This is a genomic window from Bacillus sp. JS, assembly GCF_000259365.1.
Lineage (GTDB): Bacteria > Bacillota > Bacilli > Bacillales > Bacillaceae > Bacillus > Bacillus stercoris.
In genome coordinates, this window is the sequence record NC_017743.1 from 764,339 (window position 1) to 780,645 (window position 16,307).

Genomic DNA, 16,307 nt, shown 5'->3' on the forward strand with positions numbered 1-16,307 from the left:
GTGAGTGAGCAAATGAAGAAAATAGATAAAAATAACATAGCCAACATTCTCGGACTGACAACCATTCAGGAAGGTCTGCTTTTTCATCATTTAATGGAGCCGGAAGGCAATGCCTATTTTGAACAAATGCTGATAAAACTAGAGAGTGAACCAGCACGTGATCTTTTTGAAAAAGCATGGCAGCAAACGGTTCAGCAAAATGAAATGCTGCGGACGGTGTTTAGGTGGAAGGAAACAGCTAAGCCAATTCAAGTGATATTAAAGCATCATAATATAGATATCCGTTATCAGAGCATCCCGTTCGAGAAAGGGATTTCTCAGGATAAGCTGAAGGAGGAGCTTGCGGCCCGTGATCGGAAAGAGCCGTTTCAGCTTCAGGAAGTCCCTTTTCGTGTCACACTTTATCAAACAGAAGAAAACGGGATCTGGATGATGATCAGCTTTCATCATATCTTGATGGACGGCTGGAGCATGGGGATTGTCCTCAAAGAGTGGATGGAGTCATATCAAGCGTTATCCATGGGTCAAACACCTGTTGTTTCTCAAAAACCGTCATATCAAGGATTTGTGAAATGGCAGCAGGAACAGCAGCGTAAAACAAAAGACAGCCAGGCGTCATTTTGGAAAGGGTTATTGAAAGACTGGGAGCCTGTGCAATTACTGCCGAATACAGAAAGGCCAGGGAAGCGAAATGCTATTTTTTCTAAACATGAGATACAGCTTCCGGTTTCAGCAGGAAAGGCTCTGCGCTCACTCGCTGCTGAACGGCAAGTTACGCTTGCTTCCATTTTATATAGTGTGTGGGGGCTGCTGCTAAAGAAGTATTCTGATCAAGAAGAAGTGGTGTTCGGGACAACCGTTTCAGGAAGAAGCGCGGATGTACCGGGAATAGAACAAATGACGGGGCTGTTTATTAACACCATTCCGCTTCGTCTTCGCTTTGCGCCTCAATCCACGCCTTTAGATGTGATTCAGCTTGCGCATGAGCAGATTGCCAAAAGAAGTGAATATGAACATACACCGCTGTCTGATCTAAAAACATATGCGGGTCTGACGGCTGAGCAGTCATTATTTGACACGATTGTCGTGATTGAAAATTATCCGCTTGATCAAATGCTTAAGTCAAACAGTCTTCCTCTTTCAATCGAACAATATGACATGTTTGAGCAAACTGAGTTTGATTTGACATTGAGTGTACAAGCTTTTGATGAACATATTCATTTTTCTTTTATCTACAATCCTGATGCTATGTCTGCTCTTCAAGTGAAGCAGCTTGGGGATCATTTTCTCAACCTGTTATCGGAAGTGATTGACAATCCGGCAGACAGATCTGTGCACCGCTTGAATATGCTTTCCGAAGATGAAGTGCATTATCAGCTTGAAGAGTTTTGCAACTATAAAGGTATGACCGGCAACGGACATCAGACTGTTATTGATTTGTTTGAGCGGCAGACAGCAAAGACGCCGGACGCTCTTGCTGTGGAGTTTCGCTCGGAGTCCCTGACCTATGATCAATTAAATAAAAAAGTGAATCAGCTCGCCCGTTTTTTAGAAGGTCAGGGAGTCAGACCTGCACAAAGAGTCGGTATTTTAACAGAACATTCAATTGAAATGGTGATCGCTTGTCTCGCTGTATTAAAAGCGGGCGGCGCTTATGTTCCGGTTGATCCCGATTATCCGCCGCAAAGAATTGAATATCTTCTTCAGGACAGCGGGATAAACCTGCTGCTGACAGAGGATATCGATGGGCTGGTTTACTCGTACGACGGTGTGAAAATAGATATTACCGATCAGAACCTTTATCAAGGAAACGACAGCAATCTGGTGAAACAATACGGTCCGCAAGACATTGCGTATTGCATATATACCTCTGGAACAACAGGCAGGCCAAAAGGGGTGCTTGTTAAGCATCTGGGTCTTGAAAATTATGTTTCCTGGGCCGCCGAGCAATATGTAAGAGGCCATAAAAGAGATTTTGCCCTTTATACGTCTTTATCTTTTGATTTAACAGTAACTTCTATCTTTACCCCGCTTATAACCGGAAACGCAATTATTGTGTACCAGGATAAAAACAAGCAGCTTCTTGTGGAACAAATACTGAAAGATAATCGGGCCCACGTTATGAAGTTAACGCCGTCCCATCTTCATTTCATTTCTGAGATGCCGTTTCAGGACAGTGTCATGGAGTGCCTGATACTGGGGGGAGAGCAATTAGAAACCTCCCTTGCGGCGAAAATTGAACAAAACTTCGATGGGAAAATTGAAATTTTTAACGAATACGGACCGACGGAAACGGTAGTCGGCTGCATGATTCACCGCTACTCATCTGAAATGGATAAGGATCTGTATGTGCCGATCGGCCGGCCTGCAGCACATACTGATATATACATTCTTGATTCACATATGAATCTGCTGCCCCGAGGAGCAGCGGGAGAACTCTATATTGCCGGAAAAGGAGTAGCAGAAGGCTACTTAGGCCGGAAGGAACTGACGGCAGAGCGATTTGTGGCACATCCTTTTAAGCCCGGAGAAAAAATGTATAAAACAGGAGACGCAGCCCGCTTTTTACCAGATGGAACCATTCAATTTTTAGGCAGAAATGATGACCAAATCAAACTTAGGGGCTATCGGATTGAGAGCGGGGAGATTGAACATTGGCTCTGCCGGTACGGACGGATCAAAGGGGCGGCGGCTGTCGTGAAGAAGGACGCGTCCCAGACACCGTGCCTGGCTGCTTATCTTTTCACTGATGAGACGATTGATGAAAAGCAGCTGCGTGAATACCTGCGCCGTCATTTGCCGGAATATATGATTCCATCCCGATTTATTGTGATGGATGAGATGCCGCTGACGGCTAATGGAAAACTGGATAAAAAAGCACTGCCCGAGCTTGCCGCAGAGACAAAACGGAAGGTGCTTATGGAGGCCCCAGCTTCTGAAACAGAAAAGATGGTGCTGGAGGTTTGGAAACGTGTACTTGGTCAAGACAGCATCAATGTTCACGATAAATTTTTTGAAATCGGCGGCACTTCCCTGCATTTGATCCAAGTTAATCAGCAGCTTTCTAAGGAAACGGGAAAAAGTATTCCTATGGTTGAGATGTTCCGCCGTCCAACAGTTCAGTTGCTTGCTGAATTCTTATCAGGCCAGGATGAAGGGCAATCAAAAAAGAAAGCATCATTCATATCAAAAAGGAAGGCTCCTTCAAATGACAGCATCGCCATCATCGGGATGGCCGGGCGTTTCCCCGGTGCTAAAAACATAGATGAATTTTGGCATAATCTGAAAAACGGCAAGGAATCTATCTCTTTTTTCACTGATGAAGAGCTGTTTGCGGCGGGCATTGATGAACAAACATTTATGAGAAGTGATTATGTAAGGGCGAAAGGAATCATCGACGGCCCTGATTTATTTGATGCCTCTTTCTTTGGCTATTCACCGGGGCAGGCAGAGGTCATGGACCCGCAAATCCGCCTTCTTCATGAGTATGTATGGAAAACGCTGGAGGACGCAGGGTGTGTTTCAGCTGAATATGAAGGGAAAATCGGTTTGTTTACAGGAACAACCTCAAATTTTCAATGGCTCCAGCATTTCGCTGACTCATTAGACGGCAGGATGTCAGAGCTGTTTGAAATCGGCTCTTTAAATGATACCTATACAATCAGCACGCGGGTTGCTCATAAACTTAATCTGAAAGGTCCAGCCATTACCTTGCAGACCGCTTGTTCAACCTCCTTGGTCGCGCTGCATTTGGCTTGCAAATCAGTGCTGAATGGAGAATCCGATATCGCTCTCGCAGGAGGTGTGTCCATTCTCCACCCGGTTAAGTCAGGCTACATCTATCAAGAGAATATGGTGAAATCGCCAGACGGCCATTGCCGAGCCTTTGATAAAGACGCGAAAGGCACTGTAGGAGGCGACGGAGTCGGATTTGTCGCAGTGAAATCGTTGAGCCGCGCGTTGGCTGACGGCGATAGGATATACGCGGTTGTAAAAGGATCTGCGGTCAACAATGACGGTGACCAAAAGGTAGGCTTTAATGCGCCGAGTGTGGAAGGCCAGACAGAGGTTATAAGAGAGGCGATTGCTGACGCGGAGATTGAGCCGGAAACCATCAGCTATGTGGAAACCCACGGGACAGGCACGGCTCTCGGAGATCCAATTGAAATTGAGGCCTTAACTAAAGCATTTCAAACGAATAAAACCGCGTTTTGCCGGATTGGTTCCGTAAAAACGAATATCGGACACCTTGATGCTGCTGCAGGCGCGGCGGGTCTCATTAAAACAGTTCTATCTTTGAAGCATCAACAACTTGTGCCTAGTCTTCATTTTAAAGAAGCAAATCCGAATATTGATTTTGAAAACAGTCCTTTCCTTGTCAATGACACGCTCCGGACGTGGAAGAAAACAAATGACCCGAGACGTGCAGGCGTGAGCTCATTCGGTATGGGCGGCACAAATGCCCATGTGATTCTGGAGGAAGCGCCTGTCAGTGAACGTGAAAAACATTCGCGTTCGTATCAGCTGTTTCCTCTTTCAGCAAAAACGATGAATGCTTTAGAGAAAACGAAAGACCTTTTGCTTGAACACATGGAAAGGAACTCTGAACTTAATGCAGCAGACGCCGCCTATACACTTCAGGCCGGAAGACAGCACTTTGATTATAGGCAAATGTTTGTGGCAAAGGACAGGCAGGATGTCATCCGCCTGCTTTCCGAGAAAAAGGACAGAGGACTCAGTCGAATGTCGCGGATTCAGGAAAAAAAGGAGAAAAAATTGATCTTCATGTTCACAGGCCAAGGCAGTCAATACGTGAACATGGGCAGGGATTTATACACGGAGGAGCCGTTTTTCAAAGAGACGATGGATCACTGTTTTCAAGAATTCTATGAAGCGACTGGTGAGAGGCTTGAGAATATTCTATACCCTGATCAGCAGGATGAAGAAGCTGCCGCGATAAAGCTTCAAGAGACGAAATATGCCCAGCCGGCTATTTTTATGCTGGAATATGCGCTGTCACTTTTATTGATGAAGTGGGGGCTGCGGCCATGGGCTATGATCGGCTACAGCTTTGGTGAACTAACGGCTGCCGCGGTATCGGGAGTGTTTACGCTCAGTGATGCCATCAAGCTGATCAGCTTGCGTGGACAAGCGATGCACGAAGCGCCGTCAGGCATCATGTTAAGCGTGCCAATGCCAGAGGAAGAACTGAAAGCGATTCTCCCCGATTGCATTTCATTGGCTGTTGTGAATGACGCTTCTTGCATTGTGTCGGGGCTTGAGTCTGACATTTCAGCGTTTGAAGAACAGTTAAAAGCAAAAAAAGTGCTTTGCATGAGAGTAAAAGGCTCAATTGCTGCCCACTCGCACGTCATGGCTTCCGCCGCTGAACGATTTGGAAACATGGCTAAGAACATTTCTTATCAAAAACCGGGTGTTCCCTTCTTCTCGAATTTAACGGGAGACTGGATAGCGGATGAAGAAGCTGCGGACTATGACTATTGGAAGCGGCACATGACTGAGACTGTTCGTTTTGCTGAGGGGATTGGCGTGTTAACGAAGCAGAAGCATGCTATTTTTATCGAAATCGGCCCGGGACAAGATTTAAGTGTGCTTGTGAAGAGATCGATTAACGATGAGATGTGCCAGCATGTTTGCAATGTGCTGAAACACAGCAGGCAGAATATGTCGGATGTCCAATTTTTACTCAGCAGAATTGGCACGCTGTGGATGTATGGCGCAGTCATTGATTGGCGCGGGCTGCATGAGGGCAGAAATCCTGAAAAAATTACAATGCCGCAATATCCTTTTGAAAAGGAATCCTTTTGGCCCAAACGGAAGCATACTGCCAGCGGAAAAGGCAATAAACATTCCGGAGGAAAGCTCCCGCTTCAGGAGTGGTTTTATCTGCCGCAATGGGAAAAAGAAATCCTGCCGATTTCCCGAGAGATTGAAGCGGCGGAACAACGTTTGCTTGTTTTCATGGAGGATGGCGATTTTTCACATAAGCTTATTCAGGGGCTGCAATCTGCCTGTGCTTCTTGTGTCATCGTTAAAAAAGGCCATAACTTTCAGCAGGTTGAAAAAGGAGTGTACACACTTCGCCCAGACTCTGCGGAAGATTACTGCCGTCTCTTTGAAGTGTTGGAGAAGGAAAAGATTCAGTACAGCCGGATTTTGCACCTCTGGGGGCTGGCAGAGAAGAATGAAACCGCTGCTGCCGAGTGGATTGAGCAGATCCAAAACGAATCCTATTACTCGTTGCTTTACTTAGGGCAAGCATTGAAAAAGAAAGGAACAAACCAGGAAATTTCGATCTTTGTGTTATCGTCCCTTACGTATCAGCTTGGCGGAGAAGAAACGTTATATCCAGAGAAAGCCGTACATCTGGGGCCGAGTATGGTCATATCTCAGGAAACACCGTTCCTTCGCTATCGAGTGATTGATATAGACAGGCAGAAAGAAGATTCCTGGAAAGAAGACAAGCTGCTGGGACTCATCAGATCTGAGCTGCTGACCGAATCAGGCAATCTCCTAACGGTTTACAGAAATAATAAAAGGTACACCAGGAATTTTATTCACAAAGCATTGCCTGCAGAATCATCGCAAGGGCACCTTCGTCCCGGAGGCGTATATATTCTGATTGGCGGGCTGGGCTTCATCGGTTTACATGCTGCAAAAACCATTGCTGAGAAAACAAAAGGAAAGCTTATTCTGACAAGCCGTTCCGGCCTTCCGCCGCGGAGTGAATGGGAGTCCTTAATCAGCACGCATGCTGAGGATGATCCAACTGTTAAAAAAATAAAATCAATATATGAGATAGAACAAACAGGCGCGGAAGTTATTGCTGTTGCTGCGGATGCAAGCCGTGAAGCGGATATGTCTGAACTGGTTCATGCGGCTGAACATAAGTACGGCTCCATACATGGCGTAATTTATGCAGCTGGAATAACAGGCGAACAATCATTTAGGATGATGGAGCAAACGGATAGAAGTTTTTCGAATGCTCACATTCAAGCAAAAATGACAGGCGTTGCGGTATTAGAAAAAGTGTTGGACGATCGGCCGCTTGATTTCTGCTTTTTGATTTCGTCCTTGTCTCCGATATTGGGAGGACTTGGATTTACCGCCTATACTGCAGTTAACCATTTTGTTGATGCCTTTGTATATCAACATAATGCGCAGCATCCTGTTCAGTGGACAGCCCTAAATTTAGACGGCTGGGAATTTGAAGACGGCAAAAAACCGGATATTCCAGTCGGAGGGGATTTAGAAAATACCCTGATTCGTGCGCATGAGGGCAGAGAGGTTTTCGAGAGAATTTTCACATTTGATCATATGGATCAGATTGTCGTGTCTGCCACGGATCTACAGGAGAGGATACAAAAATATGTGAATCGTCTGCACCAGCCTAGCGATGAACAGCAAGAAGAGGACGTTTCGCTGTATGGGCGGCCAGAGCTTACCGCTGAATATGTTGAACCAATAACTGAAATGGAGAAAGAACTTCTTGTTCATTGGCAGTCATTTTTCAAAATTGATCAAATCGGCATAGACGATGATTTCTTTGAGATGGGCGGTGATTCTTTAAAGGCGATTACTTTCATTTCCATTCTTCATCAAGCGTTCAATGTGGAAATTGCGCTGCCGGATTTCTTTAACATTCCGACGATCAGGCAGATGGCCGAATTTATCAGCCAAGCCGACAAGAAGATTTACAGAAAGATAGAAAAAGCTGAAAAACAGGATTATTATCCGCTGTCCTCAGCGCAAAAACGGCTTTATCTTGTTCAGCAGTTAGATCAAACAAGCACTGGTTACAATGAGTTCACTGCCGGCCGGATTGCAGGAAAGCTTGATATGCAAAGGCTGGAGAATGCGTTCCGGCAATTGATTCATCGTCATGAGAGTTTAAGAACATCCTTTAAAGCAATAGACGGTGTTCCTATGCAGTGCATAGCTGAGCATGCGGAATTTCATGCAGACTTTTTTGACCTATCCCATTTGGCAGGCCAGGAAGGGCAAAACGAAAAAGAACAAGAAGTCATCAGCAGCTTTTTAAAGCCGTTCCAGCTTGATCAGGCACCCTTGATGAGAGCTGGTGTGATGAAGAACTCTGAAAACGAGTATATTCTGATGCTCGATATGCACCATATTATTTCTGACGGTCTATCTCAGGACATCTTGGTCAGCGAGTTTATGGATCTATATGACGGCAAAGAGCTTGCACCGCTTGAACTGCAATATAAAGATTTCTCAGAATGGCAGAATCAGATGCTTCAGTCTGATGACCTGAATGAGGTGAAAACATATTGGCTGAAACGGCTTGACGGCTTCCGTGAGCTTCAGCTGCCGGCTGATTACCGGAGACCTGATGTCAAAAGCTTTGCCGGCGCCCATTATCGTTTTGATGTAAGCAAAAAAGAGCTTGAGGCGTTTAAAGCCATTATGGCCGATGAAGACGCCACGCTGTTTATGGGACTTTTATCAATCTATCAAGTCCTGCTGCACAAGCTCACTGGACAGTCCGACATTGTAGTCGGCGTTCCGGTTGCGGGGAGAAGGCAGGAGGAGCTGCAGCGGATCATCGGTATCTTCGTTAACATGCTTCCGCTTCGGTTTTATCCGGAAAAAGAGATGACGTTCACTCAATTTCTGCACCATGTCAAGCAGCTGGTGATTGATGACTTTGATCATCAAGATTATCAGTATGAACATATGGTTCAAGACTTGAAGTTAGATAGGACGTTAAATAGGAATCATATTTTTGATACCGTTTTTGCTCTGCAAAATCTAAGCCAGCCTTCTTTAGAGGTAGACGGGATCACACTAACCGACTATGAATATGAAACAGCGGTTTCCCGGTTTGATTTGCTTTGGATCGCTTCAGAAGACGAAAACGGTTTATCTTCTGTCATTGAATACAGCACTGAGCTGTTTACAAGAGAAACGATTGAAGGCATTGCGAAAGGGATTAAAAAGGTGCTGTCAGCCGTAATTGATTGTAAGCAAACTGCTCTCAAGGATATTGACCTGACTTCAGGCATCAATGATTTAGAAAAGGTATCGTTGCTGGAACTAGACGATCTGAAAATCTAGCAGAAATAGGTGAATAACAATGAACCAAACCGATGTCTTTCAATTGAAAACCGCAGCTCTTGAAAAAGTGAAGGAGCGGCAATATTGGACTTCTGTATTAACTCAAATCCCGTCGGACTGCCGTTTTCCTTATGATTCACAGCTTCTTGATCAAAACGATGAAGAAGCTTCAATACCTTTTTCATTCCCGGCTCAGCTGGAAAAGGCCATCTTAAAGGCATCCGGAGCTTCAGATTTGCGTATATTTATGATTTTGATGACTGCGGCAGTCACATTGCTGCACAGGTACGATGGAAGAACGGATATCATGGCGTCGGCCCCTGTGTTGAGACAGCGGGAAACACAGCCGGTGATCAATGATCTTCTTCCGCTGCTGGTGAAAATCAATCCTTCTATGAGTTTCAGAGACTGTCTAGAGCATGTGAAACAAGCTTTTCAAGAAGTGTATGCCCATCAAAATTTTCCTGTGAAAATCCTATTGGATGAGCTTCATCCTTTGCATAAAAAAGGGGAGCCCCGCTTCGGCATTTCCCTTGCTGTGAATGATCTTCAGCAGCCGGTGTCATTGAAAGCGCTGGACACGAATCTATTGTTCTCCATTCAGTGTGATGAAGGGAGATTGACTGGAAAGCTGAGCTGGAATTTGAAGCATTACACATTCGATACTGCTGAACGGATAGCCGGCCATTTTTGCATGCTGGCAGATCAGGCTTTGTCGGCGCCTGAGACTCTGGTCTCTGAGCTGCAGTTACTTTCTCATGAGGAGAGAGAGAGAGTCATCACGACATTTAATCACACAAATCAACCATACCCGAAGGAAAAATCGATTGTCGATCTCTTCAAAGAACAGGCAGCTCTCAAACCTGATCAGCCTGCAATCGTGTATGAAGATGTCAGCTTCACATACGGTGAGGCTGATGAATTGTCAGATCGGATTGCTGCTTTTTTGACAAAAGAAGGCGTTTGTCATGAGGAGCCTGTGGGGCTGATGGTTCATCGCTCGGCAGAAATGGTTATCGGCATATTAGGCATTTTGAAAGCAGGTTGTCCTTATTTGCCGATAGATGTAAATATGCCGTCTGAACGAATGGATTATATGCTGAAAAACAGCGGGGCGCGGTTTGTGATCACGAACAAGGGTTATGGCACTTCTGCTGAGAATCAAAAAAGCTTATGTATAGAGGAAATGATGAAATTTGAAGGGGCGGCGGAGCATGGGCGCCTGCCGTCTCCTGAAAATCTCGCTTATGTGCTGTATACATCAGGGACAACAGGAAAACCGAAAGGCGTGATGGTGGAGCATCGTCAAGTCATCAATTTAGTATATGGCATAGACAGCCTTCATTTTCAGCCATTTTCACAAGAGCACCTCCGTATCGGCATGCTTGCTTCACATATTTTTGACGCATCCGTGCAAACGATATTTCCGGCAGTGCTTCTTGGACACACCTTATATATTGCACCAGATCATGCAAGGATGGATGGAAAGCAGCTGTGGTCTTTTTATGAGGAGAACCGCATTCATATTTCAGATGCGACACCCTCTCATTTGCGCCTCATGATCAAAGCCGCTGAGAAAGAGCCGCATCACGTTGACGAATTGAAGTTAATAATGGCTGGCGGCGAAATGCTGCCGCCCCAATTGGTTCAGCAATATTTACAAACGTTTCGTGCGGGTAAGCCGGTGATGACAAATAATTACGGTCCGACGGAATGCGCTGTGCAATCAGCGGCTTTTACCATACCTGAGTCTTGGAATGAACCCGTCGTACCGATTGGCAGGCCGATGCCGAATGAACAGATTTATATTTTGGATCATTGCGGACAGCCTGTGCCCATCGGCGTATACGGAGAACTGTGCATTGCCGGAGACGGGGTGGCAAGAGGATATATCCGTCAGCCAGAGCTGACGGCAGAAAAATTTACAGAACCGCAGCATATTCCTGCCGGCAAGCTTTATCATACCGGCGACTTGGCGAGATGGCGTAGTGACGGCTTCATCGAATTTTTTGGCAGGTATGATGATCAAGTAAAAATAAGAGGATTCAGAATAGAGCTTGATGAGATTAGAAAAGCCTTGCTTGATTACCGGGAGCCGGGACAAATCGTTCATGATGCGGTGATTATTCCAGTTCAAAAGGAATCAGATGATCCGTTTCTTGTGGCGTATCTCATTTCCGATCAAAAACTGAAAACTCGAAAAATGAGAGGGTTTTTAGGAGAAAAGCTGCCGGGTTATATGATTCCGAGACGATTCATCCGCGTGGACTCATTTCCAATGAACCTGTCAGGGAAGCTTGATCTCAAGGCACTCCCAGACCCCTTTGAAGAGCCTGAATCTGACGAGCAGGTCATAAAACCGCACAATGAAACCGAAAAAAAGCTGGTTTCCATTTTTGCCGGCATTCTGAATATACCTGAATCTGATATCAGCATGGAAGATAACTTCTTTGATATCGGCGGAAACTCATTTCATATCGTAGAACTATCGAACAAATTGAAAGAGCAGTTTGGACAAGAGCTGTCTGTTGTTCAGCTGTTTCAGTATACATCTGTATCGGCAATAGCTGCCCAGCTCAGCCGGCAAGCGGAGTCTGAGGGTTGTCAGGCAAATGCAGAAAGTGAGGAAGAGGCAGCGGAAGATTTAGAAAATGTCGCACAACTGTTAGGCGGGATTTCTGATGAGTAAAACAACAGGCTTAGAAATAGCGGTTATCGGAATGGCTTGCCGTTTCCCCGGAGCCAAAAATATTGAAGAGTTTTGGGAGAACATGAAAACGGGCACGGAATCCATCACATTTTTCTCAAAAGAAGAGCTTATGGAAGCCGGTGTGCCTAAAGAACAGCTCGATCATAAGAATTATGTCAGAGCCAAAGGAAAAGTAGACCGGCATGACCACTTTGACGCGGCGTTTTTCGGCTACTCACAGCGAGAAGCTGAGGTAATGGACCCGCAAGTGCGCATGTTTCATGAAGTCGCGTGGGAATCTCTTGAAAACGCCGGCTACAATCCTGAAACCTATTCACAGCCTATCGGCTTATTCGGCGCTGCGTCTGCGAATTTGTACTGGCAGGCAAGTTCAATGCTGCTGAGAAATAGCAGTTCTTCTGAACAGTTTGCTGCTGTTCAGTTGACGGACAAGGATTTTATGAATACACAAGTTTCTTATAAATTAAATTTGAAAGGGCCGAGTATCGCGGTGGATACAGCCTGTTCATCTTCTCTGACGGCAGTGCATCTCGCGTCCAGGGCTTTGCTTACCGGCGACTGCAAAATGGCGCTGGCCGGAGGTGTAACGGTGACTTGCCCCCACAAAAAGGGCTATATGTATCAAGAAGGAATGATTATGTCGCCGGACGGCCGCTGCCGCGCATTTGACGCGGAAGCAAATGGGACAGTCGGGGGAGAGGGCTGCGGTGTTGTAGTGCTGAAAACCTTAAAGCAGGCGCTGAAGGATCAAGATCATATTTACGCTGTCATTAAAGGTTCCGCATATAACAATGACGGCAGCCGTAAAGTCGGTTACACTGCGCCAAGTATCGAAGGGCAGGCCGATGTCATTAGAAAAGCGCTGAACATCAGCCGTGTAGAGCCCGAAAGTATTTCTTATGTCGAAGCGCACGGCACGGGCACCTCGTTAGGAGACCCGGTTGAAATAGAGGCGCTAACACAAGCGTTTCAAACTGAAAAGAAGCAATACTGCGCAATCGGCTCTGTTAAAACAAATATCGGTCATTTGGATTCCGCCGCGGGTATTGCGGGGTTTATTAAAACGGCGCTGAGTCTCAAAGCGAGAACTCTGCCGCCAAGCCTTCATTACAAAAAGCCTAATCCTAAAATTGATTTTGAAAACACTCCTTTTTATGTCAGCACATCAGCAAAGCAATGGACAGTAGCTGGCCGGGTGTTTCGAGCGGGCGTCAGTTCCTTTGGGATCGGCGGCACGAATGTTCATGTTGTGATGGAAGAGCCGCCGATGAAGGAAAGACGTCATCAAGAGGATTATGAAGACTGCCTTATGCTTATTTCTGCCCGTTCTGAAAAAGCGGCAAAGAAGGCCGCGGATCAGGTCAAGCGATTTATAAAAGAGAATGAAGAGGTGCCGCTCCAAGACGTTTCATACACACTGCAAGAGGGCCGCAGGCATTTTCAGTATCGTCAGGCGTTTACGGCTGGCCCTTTAGGGATAACAAGCGATATGGCAAGTACTTCAAAAGCGCTGGAGAAGCCGGCCGTTGTCTTTATGTTTTCCGGCCAAGGCTCTCAATACGTCAATATGGGGAAACAATTGTATGAACAAGAACCCATATTCCAGGAGGAGCTGCACCGCTGTTTTGACATTCTGCAAGCTGAGGAAGGACTCAATATTAGAAGCATTATGTTTCCGAATAATGAGGCAGAAAGCGAGGAAGCTGAACAGCTTATCCATGAAACCTCGTATACGCAGCCTATTTTATTTTCTTTTGAATATGCGCTGGCGTCCTTCTTAATCAAAAAGGGGTTAAAACCGCAATACATGATTGGCCACAGCATAGGGGAATTAACGGCAGCCTGTCTGTCAGGCATTTGTTCATTGGAAGACGCTCTTCATATGGTTGTGATGAGAGGCCGATTGATGCAGGAAATGCCGGAGGGAGAAATGTTGAGCGTCAGACTGCCCGGCGTAGAGACAGAAATGGAATTGACAGAAGGGGTTGAGCTATCGGCTTCAAACAGCTCTGATTTATCGGTTGTATCAGGCCTTATGGAGCCAATCAATACTTTTGCCGCGCGCCTTCAGTCGAAAGGAGTGGCCATTCAGCACTTAAAAACGTCCCATGCGTTTCATTCAAGCATGATGAAGCCGGCAGCATCTCGTTTTGCTGATATTCTGCAAGAGATAGAATTCCAAGCACCAGACCTTCCGTTTATTTCAAATGTGACAGGCGATTGGATACAAGCAGAGCAGGCCGCAGATCCGAAATACTGGGCTTCGCAAATCACGGAAAAGGTTGATTTTCATTCAGGGCTGAGCACGCTTTTACAAATGAGTAATGTTGTATTTGTTGAGATCGGGCCAGGGAACACGTTGACGCAGTTTGTGAGAAAACATGACGGTTTTATGGCGGAGCAACATGCTGCGGTTAATATCATCAGGCATCCAAAGGAAGTATCGTCTGATCGTGTCTATCTGTTAAACCGCATCGGCAGGCTTTGGACGCATGGTGTAAACATGAACTGGGAGCACTTTCGCCAGGGGGGCTCATATGAAAGGGTCCCGCTTCCGACTTATCCTTTTGAGCATCAAGTATTTCCCGATCCGCAACCAGCTCAGGGCGGCATGGAAGAAAAGATCAAAAACGAATTGAAATTAAACATTGCCTCCAGTGAAGAACAGCTTCCTTTTGATAAGTGGTTTTCCGTCCCGCATTGGGAACGAATGGAACCAGCTAATGAGACATTCACTCATCAAGGAAAAAGGATACTTGTCTTTGAAGAAAACAATAATGTCAGCCAATATCTCCTAAAGCAGCAAGCGGAAGCCGTGTCTGTCCTCCCGGGTGATTGCTTTGCGGAAATGGATAAAAACACGTTTACGGTAAACCATCGGGATACGGCCCACTTCCGGAAGCTGCTGGATGAACTGAATGCAAGGGGGTTTATACCTGATGAAATCATCTGGATGCGGCTGCAAGACTGTGATTGTCGTGATGGAGATCTTGCAGAGCGCACAATAGCCGGTTATCTTCCCCTCCTTGATCTTGTCCGTTTACTTGGAACAGAGAGCAACAAAAGATTCAGCATGACCGTAGTGACCAATCAGGCTCACGATGTGACGGGAATGGAGGAGCTTCAGCCTCATCAGGCTGCGCTGACCGGAGTCTGTTTGACCATTCCGCAAGAGTATCAGCAGATCAGCTGTAAAGCTGTTGATCTTTGTCCGGATCCGCGGCACGGTCAATCAAACTGGCCTGAAATGATTTCTTATGAACTTAAAAAAGAGGATGATCAGCCTATTGTGGCTTATCGCGGAAACAGCAGATGGATTCGGCAGGCGAAGCAGCCGGGCAAGCAAGATGAGATTGATATGGCCGGCAATCTCAGGCATAAAGGAGTTTATATCATTACAGGCGGCCTTGGCGGGATTGGATTATCTCTTGCATCTCATTTAGCTGAAACAGTTCAAGCAAAGCTTGTGCTGCTAAGCCGGACAGGACTGCCCGATAAACTAATAGCAAATGACGATGCAATCAAAAAACTCAAAGCTGTTGAAGAGCTTGAGAAGGCTGGAGCCGAGGTGCTGGTATTACAGGCGGATATTTCAGATGAGGCAGAGCTTCAAAAAGCCTTGCAAACGGCAGAATCTCGTTTTGGACAAGCCATTCATGGCGTTATTCATGCAGCGGGCATTCCTGATGGCAAAGTGATTCACGCAAGGACACTAGACGATGAAAGGCAGATGGCGAAAGCCAAAATAACAGGAACCGCTCTGTTAAGAAAAGCGCTTAAAAACAAACAGCCGGACTTCTTCTTCATTTGTTCCTCTCTTGTTTCATTTTTAGGAGCGGGGGGCCAAGTCGGCTACGCTGCATCAAACGCATTCTTGGACAGCTATGCTCACGCATGCCGAAAAGAAGGCGAAAACATGGTGTCGGTTAACTGGGACCGTTGGGAACAAGTAGGGATGGCATATGAATCAGAAACGGCAGCCATTCTTTCGAAGATAGCGGACAAGGGAGAGCAACAAGGAATCCTGCCGGCTCAAGGTGCGAAAGCATTTATGAGAGCTTTGCAGCTGCGCTACCCGCAAGTCCTGATTTCGCTGCAGGACGTGAACAAACGAATAAAAGACAGCTATGTGAAAGAAGACAGACAAACCGCTGCGCATGTGCTGACAAAAGACCGCTTGGATACACTTGAAGAAAGGTTAATGAATATTTTTAAGGATTATTTTCATGCTGAGACAGATGTAAATATGAATTTCTTTGAATTAGGAGCCTCTTCACTTGATCTGCTTCAGGTGAGCGGGAGAATCAAAAACGAGCTCGATGTGGATATCCCGGTTGTGATGATGTATGCCCACCCAACGGTTGCAGCATTAACCGAAGCCGTCAAAGCACAGCAAAGCGGTGATGACTTACACATAAAAGGAATAGAGCCAGATCGCCAAAAAGCCATAAATGAAGGGAAAAACCGGCGAAAACAGCGAATGAGACGAAAATAGATG

Annotated in this window: 3 protein-coding genes; all 3 read left to right on the top strand. The window is 46.0% G+C overall.

Features of this window, described 5'->3' with window-relative positions; all coding sequences use genetic code 11:
• Genes MY9_RS03900 through MY9_RS03910 form a run of 3 tightly spaced genes read left to right on the top strand, consistent with a single transcriptional unit; the run spans position 1 to position 16,304 of the window.
• Positions 1 to 9,099, top strand: a complete 9,099-nt coding sequence (locus MY9_RS03900) for a hybrid non-ribosomal peptide synthetase/type I polyketide synthase (RefSeq protein WP_014663086.1) — start codon at positions 1 to 3, stop codon at positions 9,097 to 9,099.
• 19 nt (positions 9,100 to 9,118) lie between these two features.
• On the top strand, positions 9,119 to 11,788 hold the full coding sequence (locus MY9_RS03905) for a non-ribosomal peptide synthetase (RefSeq protein ID WP_014663087.1): 2,670 nt from the start codon (positions 9,119 to 9,121) through the stop codon (positions 11,786 to 11,788).
• Positions 11,781 to 16,304: a type I polyketide synthase gene (locus MY9_RS03910; protein ID WP_014663088.1), complete on the top strand. Its 4,524-nt coding sequence runs from the start codon at positions 11,781 to 11,783 to the stop codon at positions 16,302 to 16,304. Before MY9_RS03905 ends, MY9_RS03910 begins: the two co-directional genes overlap by 8 nt.
• Positions 16,305 to 16,307: the final 3 nt, after the last annotated feature.

Bases quoted from the DNA above. Each gene is read 5' to 3' on its own strand.
- MY9_RS03910 (WP_014663088.1), top strand. From the start codon at position 11,781: ATGAGTAAAACAACAGGCTTAGAAATAGCGGTTATCGGAATGGCTTGC.
- MY9_RS03905 (WP_014663087.1), top strand. From the start codon at position 9,119: ATGAACCAAACCGATGTCTTTCAATTGAAAACCGCAGCTCTTGAAAAA.